The sequence below is a fragment of the Pseudomonas sp. JV245A genome, from assembly GCF_032424515.1.
Taxonomy (GTDB): Bacteria; Pseudomonadota; Gammaproteobacteria; order Pseudomonadales; family Pseudomonadaceae; genus Aquipseudomonas; species Aquipseudomonas protegens.
The window spans coordinates 1-13,967 of sequence record NZ_VYKE01000138.1 but is presented as its reverse complement, the minus strand read 5'-3'; the positions used below and the strand labels follow the sequence as shown (position 1 = coordinate 13,967).

The window sequence follows — 13,967 nt, the reverse complement described above, 5'->3', positions numbered from 1 at the left end:
ACGCCTGAGCCGGGCCCGGCACCTGCTGCGCACCACCGCCCAGCCCCTGGGCGAGATTGCACTGGCCTGTGGTTTTGCCAGTGCCAGCCACTTCAGCAATCGCTTCCGGCACGCCCTGGGGGGCACGCCGGGAGACTACCGCCTGGCGTTCCTGCGCTGAGGCCAGGGTTACCCAAAACCCGCCTCTGCATGCTCCTTCTTATGCCAAAGCCCAGGCTGACACGCCTGAGTCAGTGAACGGTTAAAGTTCCTTACTTAAATAAGACAATTCTTACAAGCCAATTAAAAACCCCCTACATATCTCTCTCAGAAAGATCACGCCCGGCAAGTTCTTATATGACACTCAAGAACATAATCAGGTAATTATTTTAATATTTTATTTACCACTTCATTCATGGAGCTGATGGTTATTGTTTAAGCCCAGTTTCAACTTAGTCTTCGAACCCTGAGTGCCAGGCATTCCATAAATATCCACCCCCCTCACAGGAGCCAATTACCTGAAATACCCGGCAGACTCTTGCCCACAACAATTGACACACAACTTTCACCACACCCCTGAGGCAACCCAACCTTCGACCATTGGTCGTTGAACAAACCAGCAACAACTAAGCCGTTAATCGCCTTACTCCAAAACAACAAAAACAGAGGACGATGAAATGCTTTCACAAAGTTTGCCACGGCAATGGGTCAGACACTCGCCCCTGCTGTGTGCCTCGATACTGGCCATTCCGGTAAAAGCCGAACTGCTCGAGGACAGCAGCGCACGCCTGGAACTGCGCAACTACTACTTCAATCGGGACTACCGCGAAGGCACTGCCCCTACCCGTGAAGAATGGGCGCAAGGTTTCCTCTTGCGCCTGGATTCGGGGTTCACCGAAGGCCGCCTCGGCGTCGGTGCCGACGCCATCGGCATGCTCGGGATCAAGCTGGATTCCGCTCCTGGCCGGACCGGCACCGGGCTGTTGAAGGTGGCACGCAATGGCCGGGCAGAGGATGACTATTCGAAACTGGCCCTGGCCGGCAAGCTCAAGACCAGCAAGACCCTGTTCAAGTTCGGAACCCTGGTACCGCCGGTACTGCCGACACTGAGACCCAATGACGGCCGCCTGTTTGCGCAGATGTTCGAAGGCGGGCTGCTGACCTCCAATGAAATCGAAGACCTGGAGTTTACCGCCGGGCGTCTGAGCCGGGTCCTGCAGCGCAACGCCACGCAGTACACACCGCTGACCCTGAGCCCCTTGAACCGGCGCTTCGAGAAGCTGGGGGCCACCGCGGAACACTTCGACATGGCGGGCCTCGACTATCGGTTCCACAAGCAATGGCTGGCTCGCGTGCATGTCGCCCAGCTGCAGGATATCTACCGCCAGCAGGTCTTCACCCTGGTCAACAAGAGCCCCTGGGGAGCGGGGACGTTCAGCAGCGATCTGCGCTTGAGCCTGATGAACGACTATGGCAATGCCAAAGGCGGCAAGATCGACAACCGCGCCCTGCAGGGGTTGCTCGGCTATGCCTATAAAGGCCACAGCCTTGGCCTGACTTATCAGCGAATGTTGGGGGATACCGGTTATGCCAACATCCTGGGTACCGATGCCAACTTGATCAACTTGTCCGTACTGGGTGACTTCGCCAATGCCAAGGAGCGCTCCTGGGCACTTCGTTATGGCTATGACTTTGCCAACCTGGGCTGGCCGGGCCTGACTATCAATAGCCGCTATATATCCGGCAGCCATGCCGAGATAACCGGCAGCCAAAGAATTGGCAAGTCATGGGAGCTGGATAATGAATTGCGTTATGTCGTGCAACAAGGCCCGCTGAAGAACTTAAGTGTACGCCTGCGCAGTGCGCTCTATCGCTCCAACTACGCCAAGAACTTCATTCGCGACACTGATGATACGCGACTGATGTTCAACTACACCTGGAATATCAAGTAAGCAGACCACCAGAACCGATGTAACGGATCAAATGCCTAGAGGTACTATCTCCATGCAACGTCTATTATCGAAAAGTTTGGCCAGCCTGTTATTTTTAAGCCTGTTCAACCCGGTCGCGGCGAAACAGCCCCTGCAAGCGCAAAGTGTCCCGGAGTTCCGACCGGGTTACTTGATCGGTTATCTGAAACAGCAGGATCTGCCCGACAGTCTGTCGCTGTTGCCGCCTCCTCCTGCGGTGGGGACCCCAGCCTTCACTCTGGACCAGAGCATGGCCGAGAAAAACCAGGCCTTGCGGGGCAGCAAACGCTGGGAGTTGGCCGTCAGCGATGCCAACCTGAAGTTCCCTGCCGCCGCGCAGACATTTTCCTGTGCCCTGAATGCCCCGATCAGCGAACAGCTGACACCTACGCTGTACAGAGTCCTGCGGCGGACCCTGGCCGATGCCGGGCTGGCCACCTACAGCGCAAAGAAGCGCTACCAGCGCACCCGGCCCTTCGTCTACAACCAGCAACCCAGCTGCACCCCGGAAGACGAGGCGAAACTGGCCGCAGATGGTTCCTACCCATCGGGCCACAGCGCAATCGGCTGGGCCTGGGCGCTGTTGCTGAGCGAACTGTCCCCCGAGCACGGCAATGCGCTCTGGGCCCGCGGCCGGGCCTACTCGCAAAGCCGCATGGTGTGCAACGTGCACTGGTACAGCGATATCCGTGAAGGCCGTGAAATAGGCGCGACCACCGTGGCACGCTTGCACGCCGACCCGACCTTCCAGGCCGATTTCGCCGTCGCCCGGCAAGAGTTGCTGGCCGTTCGGGCCCAGGGCCTGACCGCCGACGCTGACTGTGCAGCGCAAGCGCAGGCCCTGGCACTTGACGCCGACTAGGGTGCCAGGGTGAGGACCTTGAAGGTATTGGCATGAAACAGCGGGTCCGGCTTGGGTTCGGCCGGGCTCGCCGCCGGTTGGGTGAAGTCCATTGCCGCCAGGTAGACCCGCCGGGTACGCGGGTCGAACGCCATGTTGTAGGCCATGGGCTGGGTGCTGACGCTACCCAGGAGCTGGTAGCGGTCGGCATCGAGCTGGGCGACGACGCTGAGGTTGGCGTCCACCCCGCTGGCGATCAGCAAGCGCTGGGCCTGCGGGTCGTAGGCCAGGGCGTTGACGTCCCGGGTGATCGGCAGGCTGGCCTTCAGCGCACCGTTGTCGCGGTCGAGCACCAGCAGCACTGGCCGCTCACCACGGCAAGCGACGAACAACCGCCCTCGTTGTTCATCCTGGGCCAGGGCACTGGGCCGCGGGCAGTCGGGATACTGCCAGCGGTCCAGGACCTTGAAACTGCTGGAGGACAACCGCGCGACGACGCCCTCATCGCGCATCGGCAGGAAGAAACTGCCATCGCCCTTGAGCAGCAACGGGTCGATCTTCTTCACCGCCAGCTCATGGGCGGCGGTGATGCGCTCTTCTTTGGGATCGAAGACGAACAGGGTGGAACGATCGGCCCGGCGCCCGCTGACAATGATCACCTGCCCGGTGCGCGGCTCGTACACCGCGCTGTTGAGGTTGCTCTGGGTGACGGTGATGCGCTTGAGCGGCTTGAATGTGGATAACTCCACCACCCCCAGGCTGCCGTCGGTGTTGAGCACCAGCAGGCGGTCCAGCTCCGGTACCAACACCACACCATTGGCGCCCCGGGACTGTTCGAGGGTGCGCACCGGGCGCTGCTTGTCCACATCGAACACGCTCAGGCCATTTTCCCGACGGGCCAGGAACAGGTAGGGCCGGGTCGGGTCCAGGGCGATGAAGCCCCAACTGCTGCCGGAGCCCGGCAGCTGCACTTGCTGTTCACGGTGGTACAGGCGCTCATCCGCCGGCGCAGCCGCCTGGGCCACGCCACAGAACGCCAGGAGCACACTCAGGGTCAGGGCTTTCATCAGAACTCCAGGGTGCTGGAGAGCGACACTTGGCGAGCATCCCCCAGGGACACGAAGTACTTGCTCACCGAGGAGGTGTAGTAGGTCTTGTCGAACAGGTTCTTCACGTTGAGCTGAAACTTGACCTTCTGCCCTTCGACCTTGGTGTCGTAGGTGGCGAAGGCATCGGCCACGGTGTAGCCCGGCAGGTCGAAGCTGTTGGGCGCATCCCCGGCGCGCTCACCGACATAACGGGCACCGGCGCCGACCCGCAGGCGGTCGCCGCCGATCAGGCTGCCGAAGTCGTAGACCGCCGACAGCGAGCCGGTGTTCTTGGCCACGTTCTGCAGTTGCTTGCCCTTGTACTGGGTGTCCTTGGTCACTTCGGCGTCGGTGTAGGCATAGCTGCCGATCAGGCTCCACTGGTCGGTGAGCTGCCCGGTCAGGTCCAGCTCCAGGCCCTGGGAATGCACTTCACCGGCCACGCTGGTGACAGTCTCGGAGGCCGTGGCGGTGGTCACCAGCACGTTGCGCTTGGTGATGTCGAACAACGCCGCACTGGCGGTGATGCGCCCTGGAATGTCGAGCTTGGCCCCCAGTTCCCAGGACTTGGCTTCTTCCGGTGCGATGGAGCCGTCCAGCACCACGCTGCCGCCGGCCAGCTGGGCAATGCTGGAGTTGGGTTTGAACGACTCGGTGTAGCTGCCGTAGAACGACAGCTGGTCGGTGTAGCGGTACACCAGGCCGGCGCGGGGCACGAACTTCTGCCCGTTGCTGTCGGTATTGGCGTGGAACGGCCGGCCCTTGCCCGCGTACTGGTCGTACTCCTGGAAACGCCCGCCGCCCACCAGGATCCACTGGTCGGTGAGGTGGATGGCATCCTGGAAGAACAGCGAGTCACTGCGCAGCAGGTCGGTCTGGTCGCTGTCCGGGGCGCTGACGTTGGTCCCCGCCACTTGCTGGCCATACACCGGGTTGAGGTAGTTGAAACTGGTGTTCTTGCCGCGGATCAGGTCGGCGCGGTAGATCTTGCGGTACTCGTCGTCCAGGCCGAACACCAGGTCATGCTGCATGCCGCCCAGTTGCACCTTGCCTTCCAGGCTGACGGTGGCATAGCGGTCGGTGGTCAGGGCATTCTTGGTGCCGTCCATGGTCCGGGTCAGGGTGCCGTTGGCGTTCACCGCGGTCAGGCGCACCTGGCTGGCGTCGTAGGTTTCACGGTTCCAGCTGTAGCCGAAGTGGGCCTTCCAGTCGTCGCTGAGCTCGTGATCGACCTCGAAACGATACAGGTCCGAACGCCCTTCCATGTTGTTGAACGGCTCGTCCAGGCGCCGGGTGGCCGGGATGTCCAGCGGGTGGTTGGTCTTGGGGTCGATGGCCGTGCCGCGGTCGAACGGGGTCAGGAATTCGCGATGCTCATAGGCCAGCAGCACCTTGGTGCGCTCGCCGTACCAGGCCAGGGACGGCGCCACCAGGGATTCGCGGTGGGTGCCGAAGTTGCGCCAGTAGTCTTCGTCTTCGTGGTCGACGATCAGCCGGTAGGCCAGCCCGGAATCCCCCAGCGGCCCGGTGGTGTCCAGGCTGCCGCCGCTGCCGTTCTTGCCCGAGCCGTAGGTCGAGCCGCGCACGGTCAGGGCCGTGGACTGCTGCAACTCGGGTTTCTTGCTGACGATGTTGATCACCCCGCCCGGGTCCTGGATGCCATAGAGCAGGGACGACGGGCCCTTGATCACTTCCACGCGCTCGGCCGTGGCGTTCAGGGCACGGCCCTGCACCACCGGCATGCTGTCGCGCATGATCGAGCCGTTGCGGTTGTCGCCGAAGCCGCGCAGCAGCACCGCGTCCTGAGTGCCGCCCAGGGTGTTGGTCTGGGTGATGCCACTGACGTTCTTCAGGGCGTCATCCAGGTTGCGCGGGGTCTGGTCGCGCAGCACCTGGGCCGGGATCACGTTGATGATCTGCGGGATTTCCTGGTTCAGCGCCTGGGAGCGGGCCACCGAGGTGGTGGCCGGCGGCTGATAGCTGGTGCTTTCGTCGACGCCCTGGGTGGTGATGCTGGAAGTCCCCAGGTTCAGCCCGGCACCTTGGGGCAGGGGTTCGAGAACCAGGGTATGGGCGTCGCTGCGGCGATAGGTGAAACCGGAATTGCCCAAGAGACGCTGCAAGGCCTGCTCGGCACTGAGCTGGCCGGTGACGGCCGGGGCCTTGAGGTTGTAGGGCGCCTCGTCGGTGTAGACCACGCTGATCCCGGTGACCCGGGTGAAATCGCTCAGGGCCTGGGGTAGCGGCTTGGCCGCGATGGCGAAGTTGAACAGCGCACTGTGCTGCTCGCTGCCGGCCTGGGCCGCCAATGCCACGCTCAGGGGCAGCAGGGCCAACCCCGAAACCACCAGCGCCGAAGCGCCGAACCACCGTTTGACCGAACCGTTTACCGCCGAATTTGCCCTGGACTTCATGCTGGAGACTCGTGTGTAAAAGCACCGTGAATGCGAATTAGTCGCACTTTCAAGCACTACACGTATGTCGCAGGCAAAGACCTCAGCATTTTTTTGAAAATATTTTCAGGGCGGCGAAAACGCCCCCGCCCGATGCATCCCCTGTAGCCAGTGCCGCAGGCTGCGATCGGGCTGGGCGGCACTCCGACGAAGATCGAGGCGCTCGTGAGGCCGCAGGAGGTTTGACGGGAGACCGTCAAGCAAGGTCCTGCGGACCTTTTCGCAGCCTCGCAGGCTCGGCAGCGGCTACAGCGCTCGTTACAGGGATCGCTGGATGCGCCCGGCACTGGTGCTGGAGCCCACGGGCTTGCCCTGCTGGTCCATGTCCTTGAGGTAGTGCAGCATCGCCTCCAGGTCGCTGACCCCCAGGTCGCTGCGGTTCAGGCCGCTCTTGAACAGGCTGAAGCGGTCGCCGCCATCGGCCAGGAAGCCGTTCATCACCAGCCGGTAGTTCGCGCCGGCCTGCAGCGGCTTGCCGTTGAGGCGCACGCTGCCGGGGACGACACGGCTGTCCGGCGGGCGCTTGGGGTCCCAGCGATAGGTGAAGCCCTGGGACACTTGCAGGATGTTGGCATCGTCCGCGCCCTTCCATTGCTGGTTGAGCACCTGTTCGATCTGCCGGCCCGTGAGGTCGAAAGCGATCAGGTTGTTGTTGAACGGCTGCAAGGTCGCCAGTTGCCCGTAGTTGACCCGGGTCTGCCCGGGCTCCAGGGACAGGTCGCTGCGAATGCCGCCGGTGTTCATGAAGGCGATCTGTGCGCCATTGGCCCGGCCGCCGGCCAGATGCGCGTCGGCAATCAGGTCACCGATGGGCATTTCCCCGGCCGCATCGGCCCGCCGGGCAATCGGCGAGGCGGCAATCGCCCCCACCGGCTTGAGCAGCACCTGGTTGCTACGGGCCTCGACCTCCTGTTGCAACTGCGCCAGGGCCGGGTCCTGTGGATAACGGGCCGGATCGGCCAGCAGGTTGAGGGCCTGGATGCTCGCCACCCGGTGCTGGCCCGGGGTCACTTGCAGGGTCAGGTGGGTCAGCAGGTGGCCGTAGGAATTGCCTTGGGTCACCAGCAGCGGCCCGACCTTGCACAGGTAGCCCTGGTGCGAGTGGGCGCTGATCAGCACGTCCACCGCCGGGTCCAGGCGCTTGGCCACGTCGACGATATCGCCGCCGAGCTGCGAGCAGTCCTGCTTGTCGAACGGCTCGGGGGTCGAGCCGCCCTGGTGCACCACGGCGACGATGGCGTTGACACCCTGGGCATTGAGTTCGGGGATCAGCTTGTTGATGGATTCGGCTTCGTCGGCCACCTGCAAACCGCGCATGCCCTTGGCGCTGACCACCGAGGCCACGTCCCGCAGCACCGCACCGACAAAGGCCACCTTGACCCCGCGCACCTCTTCGATGCGGTAGGCCGGCAGCAACGGCTTGCCAGTGTCGCTGTCCAGCAGGTTGGCCGCCAGGTAGGGGAAGCCGCTGCCGGGGTAGTTCGGGCGGAACTGGCAGGCCTTGTCCGGCCGCGACGACTGGCAGCCGCCATTGAGCTGGCGCAGGAACTCGGCCTTGCCGTTGTCCAGTTCGTGATTGCCGATGGCGCTGAGTTTCATGCCCATCTGGCGCAGGGCGTCCAGGGTCGGCTCGTCGGCCCACATGGCCGACAGCGGCGGGCTGCCGCCCACCAGGTCGCCGGCGCCGATGAACAGCAGTTGCGGGTCCTGCTGGCGCAGTTGGGCAAGCATGCCGCCCAGGGTAGCGATGCCGCCGGCCGCAAGCTTGCGCACGCCGCCCGGGGCCTGGGGGTCCTTGTAGCTGAAGGGGTTGGCTTGCAGGTAGCCGTGCAGATCGTTGATGGCGACGATGTTCACCGCCACTGGTTGCGGCGGTTCAGACAGCGAGCTGCAACCGGCCAGGGTGACCAGGGCCAGGGTCAGTGCCCCCAGCATCCGGGGCATGGGACGAAGACGGGACATGAAAGAAATCCTTGGTAGATCAGCGAAAAAAAAGCCGCTGGCGCAGGCCGATCAGACAGAGAACAGCGCTGGGAACAGCGCCGGCTTCGCCGTCGATCGCAGCCCGTGCCCGCGGCAGCGGCTACAGGTCAGGTCATCAGGCAGGTTGCAGGCTGCCGTGGACCACCTGGGGTGCTGGCGGGGCCTTCAGCGCGGTGCCCATGCCGGCGCGCAGCAGCAGGATCTTCAGGTGGTCGGTGATGCGCTCGACCCGGTCCTGGAAGTGGTTGTGGAAGATCATGCTGCCCAGGGCAATGGCGATCCCCAGGGCCGTGGCATACAGCGCGGTGCCGATACCCTTGGACACTTCGCCCGGGTCGCTGACGCCGGTCTCGGCCAGGGCCTTGAAGGTGTCGATGATCCCCAGGATGGTGCCCAAGAGGCCCAGCAAGGGCGCAGCGGTAACCACGGTTTCCAGCAGCCACAGGCCATGCATCAGCTTGCTGCGGGTGGCGATGTAGATCGACTCGCTGAGATCTTCCAGGTCCTTGTGGCTGGCCAGCCCCTGCTTGTGGGCAAACAGCTCGGCGACCATTTCCAGGGGCAGGCTGTTGCGCTCGCGCAGCGGAGCGGGCAGATCGTCGACGCTGTGCATCTTCGGGTTGAGCACGGTCTCCAGTTTCTTCGCCTGGCGCAGGCTGAAGCTGAAGTAGATGCCCCGCTCCACCGCGATGAAGGCGGCAATCGCGGCAGCGCCGTACATGGTGTAGAAGGTGATGTCGTGCAGCAGATTCATGTCCATCGTCATTTCCTCTTGTGCCTGAATCGAATCAGAACGCAGCTTCCAGGGAGACCATCGCGGTGCGTTCTTCACCCACGTTGTAATAGGCGGTGCTTGGCGCCAGGCCATTGGTCCTTACCGAGTTGAAAGACACGGTGCGTACCGACGCCAGGTATTCCTTGTCGAACACGTTGAGCATCGAGAAGCGCAGGGTCGCGGACTTCAGCACCTTCTTGTCCACCGGCAGGTGGATACCGGCATTGAGGTCGAACACGGTGCGTCCGGAGATCTTCTCGTCGTTGGTCAGGTCGCCGTAGAAGGCGCCGACGTACTTGCCCACCACGTTGCCGTAGTAGAGCGAATCGTCGTAGCCCAGGCTCAGGTTGAACATGTTTTCCGGAACGTTGGTCAGCTGTTTGCCGGCCGTCGGCAGCAGCACGTTCTTGTTAGTCAGGTCATCCATCTGCTCGGACTTGGTGTAGGTGTACGAGGCGTAGTAGTTGAAGTTGTGTGGCAAGAGGCCGCTCCACTCCAGCTCCAGGCCACGGTTCTTCACTTCGCCGACGTTGGCCACGACGTAGTCGCCATTGAGGTCGGTGGTGGAGATCTGCCGGTCCTTGAAGGTGATGTAGAACAGGGTCGCGCTCAGGGCCATGTTCTCCTCGCTGTAGCGCCAGCCCAGTTCCTGGTTCCAGCTCAGCTCGGGTTTCAGGCTGATGGAATCACCCTTGTTGTAGAGCACGTAGTTGGGCGGCGTGCGCATGTTGCGGGTGACGTTGTAGAACGCCTGGTTGTTCGGGTCCACCTGGTACTTGGCGTTGAAGCTGGGCAGGAACTCGTGGTACTTGGCGTCGCGTTTTTCCGGCTTGTCGGTGAGGCTGCCCAGGTTGTTGCCATCACGCTCCACGTACTGGTAGGCCAGGGCCCCGGTAAGGGTCAGGTCCGGGGTCGCCTGCCAGGTGTCCTGCACCCAGAGTTTCTGCGCCGGGGTCACGGTGTACTGGTGGCGGCCCTGGACCGTCGCGCCATTGCGGTCCACCAGTTGGTCGGAGCCGTTGTAGTCGCCCCAGACGTTTTCCGGAGCGCCGTTGCCCTTGATGCCGATGAAGGGCTGGGTCTGGCGCTGGCGGGCGCGCTCGTACCAGTAGCCGACGTCCAGGCTGTGCTCTTCGTTAAGGTCCCACTTGAGCTTGGTGGTCATGCCGGGGCGCCAGGTCTCGGTCCACGAAGGCCGGTAGTAGGTGCCGCTGGGCAGCCCGCTCAGGTCATAGTTGCCGGCCCGGCTGGAGGTGCTGGACAAGGTGGTGGCGGTCTGGCCGCTGAAGCTGCCGCCGTTGGACCAGACGTAGTACGGGTTGAAGGTCAGGCTCAGGTCGTCGCGCAGCTGGAAGCGCTGGGTCACCGAGGCGGTCACGCTTTCGAAGGGGTTGCGGTTGAGCTTGTAGGACTGGGACACGCTGCCGTTCTTGAACACGGTGCTTTCCGAGTAGTCCAGGCGCCGGCCCTGGGTCTGGAACTGGGACTTGCTGACGCTGTTGTAGTTGTAGTTTTCCTGCAGGTTGTATTTGACGATGGCGTTGGTGGAGTTGCCGTTGCCGTCTTCGAACAGGGTGTTCCACTCGATCTTGTCGGCCCGCAGGGTGCCCTTGCCCTTCCACTTGTCACCTTCGGTATGGGACGCCGAGACCCAGGTCTTGAAGCCCCCCAGCTCGCCGGTGTTGAGGCGGGCAAAGGATTTGCGCAGGTTGTTGGAACCCACAGACTGCTTGACGAACACCCCGAAGTCCTTGGTCGGGCGCACGGTCACCAGGCCGATGTTGCCACCGCTGGAACCGATGTGCGGGCCGTCGGCTTCGGACGAACCCTGGGTGACGAAGACTTCACTGAAGTTCTCCGGGTCGCCCATCAGGTTCGGGTAGATGCTGTAGTCGCCCGAGTCGTTGATCGGGAAACCGTCGGCGGAGAGCCCGACCTGGTCGGAGTTCATCCCGCGCATGGTGAAGTTGGTGCCGCTCAGGCCCGAGGCGTCGGTGCTGGAAACGTTGATCCCCGGGGTGTACTTGAGCTTGTCCACGGCGTTGGCGGTGGGGGCCATCTGATCCATGGCCTCCTTGGTCACGGTGGAGCGGCCCTTGGCGCTTTCTTCCTTGATCATGTGGCCGTTGCCCAGGGTCTGTTTACCGGCAACGTTCACCGAACCTACGTCCACGGTATCGTCGGCCAAAACCAGTGGCGCAAAACTGCCCAGGCCCGATGCCAGAAGCAGGGCATAAAGTTTATTGATCTTCACGGGTCAATCCCTTGCTTACAACTTTCGTTAATAGGTGATGGGTTTATTCCACGTTGTAACTAAAGGTCGCGGTAAAACGTTGCTTGTTCTTGCCGGAGAACGCGTCCGAGGGAAACGGCGAAACTTTCTCCACGCGGCGCAAACTGGTTTGCGCCGCGCGATTGAGCAACATGTTCGGCGCCTTGTTTTCGATGCCACTGTCGAGCACGTTGCCGGCCCGATCGACTTCCAGCCAGATCACCACATCGCCCTGGGGACGTTGCAGCGAGGCCTCGCGGCCGCTGGGGTATTGCTTGTGCTTTTCCAGTTCCTTGCGCAAAGCGGCGGTGTACAGACTTTCCTTGATTGCACTGCTGGGCGCCGCGGGCGCGGTGGCCGGAGCAGGTACGGGAGCCGGTGCGGCCACCGGTTTCGGCGCAGCGGCCACTGCGGGCTGCGGCGCGGTGGGGGCGTTCTGGGCCACGGCCGGGGCCGGCTTGGGTGGCGCAGGCTTGGCCACCATGGGCTTGGGCACCGGCGGCTTGGGCTTGACCACCGGCTTGGGTTTCGGCGGCTCGATCACCAGCGGTTCTTCCTCCGGCACCACCTGCGGCGGCTCGGGCTCGATGGGCAACGGCTCAGGCGGTGGCGGTGGTGGCTCGGCCGCCGCCAGCAGTTCGGCGGCATCGACCAGGGCGATTTCCACGGTGCTTTCGTCATACACCGGCTTGATCTGCAACTGCTGCAACTGGCTGGTATAGATCACCAGCAGCAACAGGCCAGCCGGCAGCAGGCACGCAAGCAACTTGCGAGTTCTATAGAGACTGAACATGGCGTCAGGACTTGCGTGTAGCGATGGAGACGGAAGAGAAGCCATTGCCCTTGAGCAAGTCCATCACCGAAACCAGGCGTTTAACTTCCACGCCCTGATCGCTGTTGATAATGATCACCAACTTTTCACTGCTGTCGTTCAACACTTTGAGTTGCGCCAGCAATGCACTTTCATCCAGGTCCTGGCCATCGAGTTGCAGGCGCTCTTGCAGACCCAGGGTAATCACTGCCTTGTTTTGCGGCTTCAACTGTTGCGCGGTACTGGCGACCGGCAACTGCGTCTTGATCCCTACGGCCGGGATCACGTTGAGGCTGATGAGTACGAAGAACACCAGCAGAAACATCATCACATCGATCATCGGAATGATCTCGATATGAGCTTTTTTCTTTTTAGCTACATCCCAGCTGCGCATCGTCTTGCTCCCGCTTCAGCCATCCCTCCCTTGTGAGAGCTGAATCACAACCCTCGCCGATCCTGACCATGTGCTCAGGAATGCGCAGATCATCCCCGTCTGATGTAACGGTTTGGTGACAGAACGGAGTGATAACGATGAATGTTCGGGAGCTCTGGGACGCGGTTCTCAGCGCAGGACGATGAACCTCCCGAGAACCCGATGCTGCTGGAAGCCGAGCACCGCCTGCAGTGAATCGAGGACCGCCTGCGGGTCCTTGCTGGAGAAACTGCCACTGATGCGCCGCGCCGCCAGTTCATCGTTGAGCAGCAGGATACGCCCGGGGAAATAGCGCCGCAGGTCGTCCACCACCTCGGCCAGAGGCGCGTGGTAATAGTTCAGCCAGCCCTGGCGCCAGGCCAGTTGCGCCTCACTGTCGACAGCGTGCAGCGGGGCCGCAACGCCATGTCCGTAGGCCACTTGCTGCCCGGCGCCGAGCACCTGCTGCGCCGCGCCCTTGGCCGGCGTGACCCCCACCCGGCCGGACAGCACCGTGACCTGGGCCCCGCCCGGCTGCAGGCGCACTTCGAACTGGGTGCCCAGCACCCGCGCCTCCCCCTCTTGCGCGTCCACCACAAAGGGCTCGCCGGTGTGGCTGACGCTGAAGAAACCGGCGCCGCGACGCAGCTGCACATGCCGCTCGCCGCGGCTGAAATCCACGGCAATGGCGCTGTCGGCATCCAGGGTCACCTGGCTCTGGTCGGCCAGGGTCAGGGTGCGCACCTGGCCCGGCGCGGAAACGTAGTCGGCCCCCAGGTCATCGACCCAGCGCCCGGGCTGCCAGCCGGCGCCCAGGGCCACCGCCAGCAATACACTGGCGGCCAGCGCCAGCCCCGCCGACCAGCGCCGCCGGGCCCGGCCCCTGGCAGCATCCATGGAACGCAGCAGGCCGTGCAGGGCAAAGGCGTCTTCATCGGCCAGGGTGCGCGCCGGCTGCTCGCTCAGCTCCCACACCACCTGGGCCTGGGCATAGGCCTCGATATGCGCGGGGTCGGCCTGCAACCACTGGCTGAAGGTGGCCTGGTCGCCACTGCTGGGCTGATCGTGGAGCAGGCTCAGCCAGGCCAGCGCGGCCTGCTCCTGAGCGGGCGTCGGGCAGATACTCGTGCGGTGGTTCACGGTGCATTCCTTGGCGTGCGCGTGCCCGGGGCTTCCCGCAGGCTGGCCTTGCAGGCTTCGAGGGCGCGCATCATATGTTTTTCCACGGCGCTTTGGGACAAGCCCATGGCCTTGGCGATCTCGGCGTACTTGCGCCCGTGGATGCGGTTGAGCAGGAAGATCTGCCGGGTGCGCTGCGGCAGGCTGCGCAGGGCCGCTTCGACATGCCGCAGGTCGTTGCCGGCTTCCAGCGCCGCCTGGGGC

At 63.2% G+C, this 13,967-nt stretch carries 12 protein-coding genes; 3 read left to right on the top strand and 9 right to left on the bottom strand.

What is annotated here, in order from left to right; genetic code table 11:
- The 3 genes from F6S12_RS25460 to F6S12_RS25450 form a co-directional block, all read left to right on the top strand.
- Nucleotides 1-160, top strand: a 160-nt coding sequence (locus F6S12_RS25460) for a helix-turn-helix domain-containing protein (protein ID WP_315869445.1), incomplete at its 5' end; no start/stop codon positions are given.
- Between the two features lie 496 nt (nt 161-656).
- Complete coding sequence (locus F6S12_RS25455; protein ID WP_212805972.1) at nt 657-1,931, top strand: OprD family porin; 1,275 nt, start codon at nt 657-659, stop codon at nt 1,929-1,931.
- Nucleotides 1,932-1,983: 52 nt separating this feature from the next.
- A complete protein-coding gene (locus F6S12_RS25450; protein ID WP_183001355.1) occupies nt 1,984-2,811 on the top strand; it encodes an acid phosphatase in 828 nt (275 codons plus the stop codon).
- Here F6S12_RS25450 and F6S12_RS25445 read toward each other — a convergent pair.
- The 9 genes from F6S12_RS25445 to F6S12_RS25405 form a co-directional block, all read right to left on the bottom strand.
- On the bottom strand, nt 2,808-3,857 hold the full coding sequence (locus F6S12_RS25445) for a hypothetical protein (RefSeq protein WP_183001354.1): 1,050 nt from the start codon (nt 3,855-3,857) through the stop codon (nt 2,808-2,810). The two genes, F6S12_RS25450 and F6S12_RS25445, sit on opposite strands and share 4 nt — an antisense overlap.
- Nucleotides 3,857-6,292 (bottom strand): TonB-dependent siderophore receptor, encoded by a 2,436-nt coding sequence (locus F6S12_RS25440; RefSeq protein WP_236203540.1) that lies wholly within the window; start codon nt 6,290-6,292, stop codon nt 3,857-3,859. The genes F6S12_RS25445 and F6S12_RS25440 overlap by 1 nt, the downstream gene beginning before the upstream one ends.
- Nucleotides 6,293-6,589: 297 nt before the next feature.
- Nucleotides 6,590-8,293, bottom strand: a complete 1,704-nt coding sequence (locus tag F6S12_RS25435) for a bifunctional metallophosphatase/5'-nucleotidase (protein ID WP_315869444.1) — start codon at nt 8,291-8,293, stop codon at nt 6,590-6,592.
- A gap of 136 nt (nt 8,294-8,429) precedes the next feature.
- The gene (locus tag F6S12_RS25430) at nt 8,430-9,074 is read right to left on the bottom strand and encodes a MotA/TolQ/ExbB proton channel family protein (RefSeq protein ID WP_011059347.1); all 645 of its coding nucleotides are present in this window, start codon (nt 9,072-9,074) and stop codon (nt 8,430-8,432) included.
- Nucleotides 9,075-9,102: 28 nt separating this feature from the next.
- Complete coding sequence (locus tag F6S12_RS25425) at nt 9,103-11,343, bottom strand: TonB-dependent receptor (protein ID WP_315869443.1); 2,241 nt, start codon at nt 11,341-11,343, stop codon at nt 9,103-9,105.
- A gap of 43 nt (nt 11,344-11,386) precedes the next feature.
- A complete protein-coding gene (locus F6S12_RS25420) occupies nt 11,387-12,154 on the bottom strand; it encodes an energy transducer TonB (protein ID WP_011059345.1) in 768 nt (255 codons plus the stop codon).
- Between the two features lie 4 nt (nt 12,155-12,158).
- Nucleotides 12,159-12,566, bottom strand: a complete 408-nt coding sequence (locus F6S12_RS25415; RefSeq protein WP_011059344.1) for an ExbD/TolR family protein — start codon at nt 12,564-12,566, stop codon at nt 12,159-12,161.
- Between the two features lie 168 nt (nt 12,567-12,734).
- Complete coding sequence (locus tag F6S12_RS25410; RefSeq protein ID WP_011059343.1) at nt 12,735-13,724, bottom strand: FecR family protein; 990 nt, start codon at nt 13,722-13,724, stop codon at nt 12,735-12,737.
- On the bottom strand, nt 13,721-13,967 hold a 247-nt coding region (locus tag F6S12_RS25405; protein ID WP_315869442.1), incomplete at its 5' end, for an RNA polymerase sigma factor. The genes F6S12_RS25405 and F6S12_RS25410, both read right to left, overlap by 4 nt.

Bases quoted from the DNA above. Each gene is read 5' to 3' on its own strand.
- F6S12_RS25415 (WP_011059344.1), bottom strand. From the start codon at position 12,566: ATGCGCAGCTGGGATGTAGCTAAAAAGAAAAAAGCTCATATCGAGATC.
- F6S12_RS25455 (WP_212805972.1), top strand. From the start codon at position 657: ATGCTTTCACAAAGTTTGCCACGGCAATGGGTCAGACACTCGCCCCTG.
- F6S12_RS25440 (WP_236203540.1), bottom strand. From the start codon at position 6,292: ATGAAGTCCAGGGCAAATTCGGCGGTAAACGGTTCGGTCAAACGGTGG.
- F6S12_RS25450 (WP_183001355.1), top strand. From the start codon at position 1,984: ATGCAACGTCTATTATCGAAAAGTTTGGCCAGCCTGTTATTTTTAAGC.
- F6S12_RS25420 (WP_011059345.1), bottom strand. From the start codon at position 12,154: ATGTTCAGTCTCTATAGAACTCGCAAGTTGCTTGCGTGCCTGCTGCCG.
- F6S12_RS25430 (WP_011059347.1), bottom strand. From the start codon at position 9,074: ATGGACATGAATCTGCTGCACGACATCACCTTCTACACCATGTACGGC.
- F6S12_RS25435 (WP_315869444.1), bottom strand. From the start codon at position 8,293: ATGTCCCGTCTTCGTCCCATGCCCCGGATGCTGGGGGCACTGACCCTG.
- F6S12_RS25445 (WP_183001354.1), bottom strand. From the start codon at position 3,857: ATGAAAGCCCTGACCCTGAGTGTGCTCCTGGCGTTCTGTGGCGTGGCC.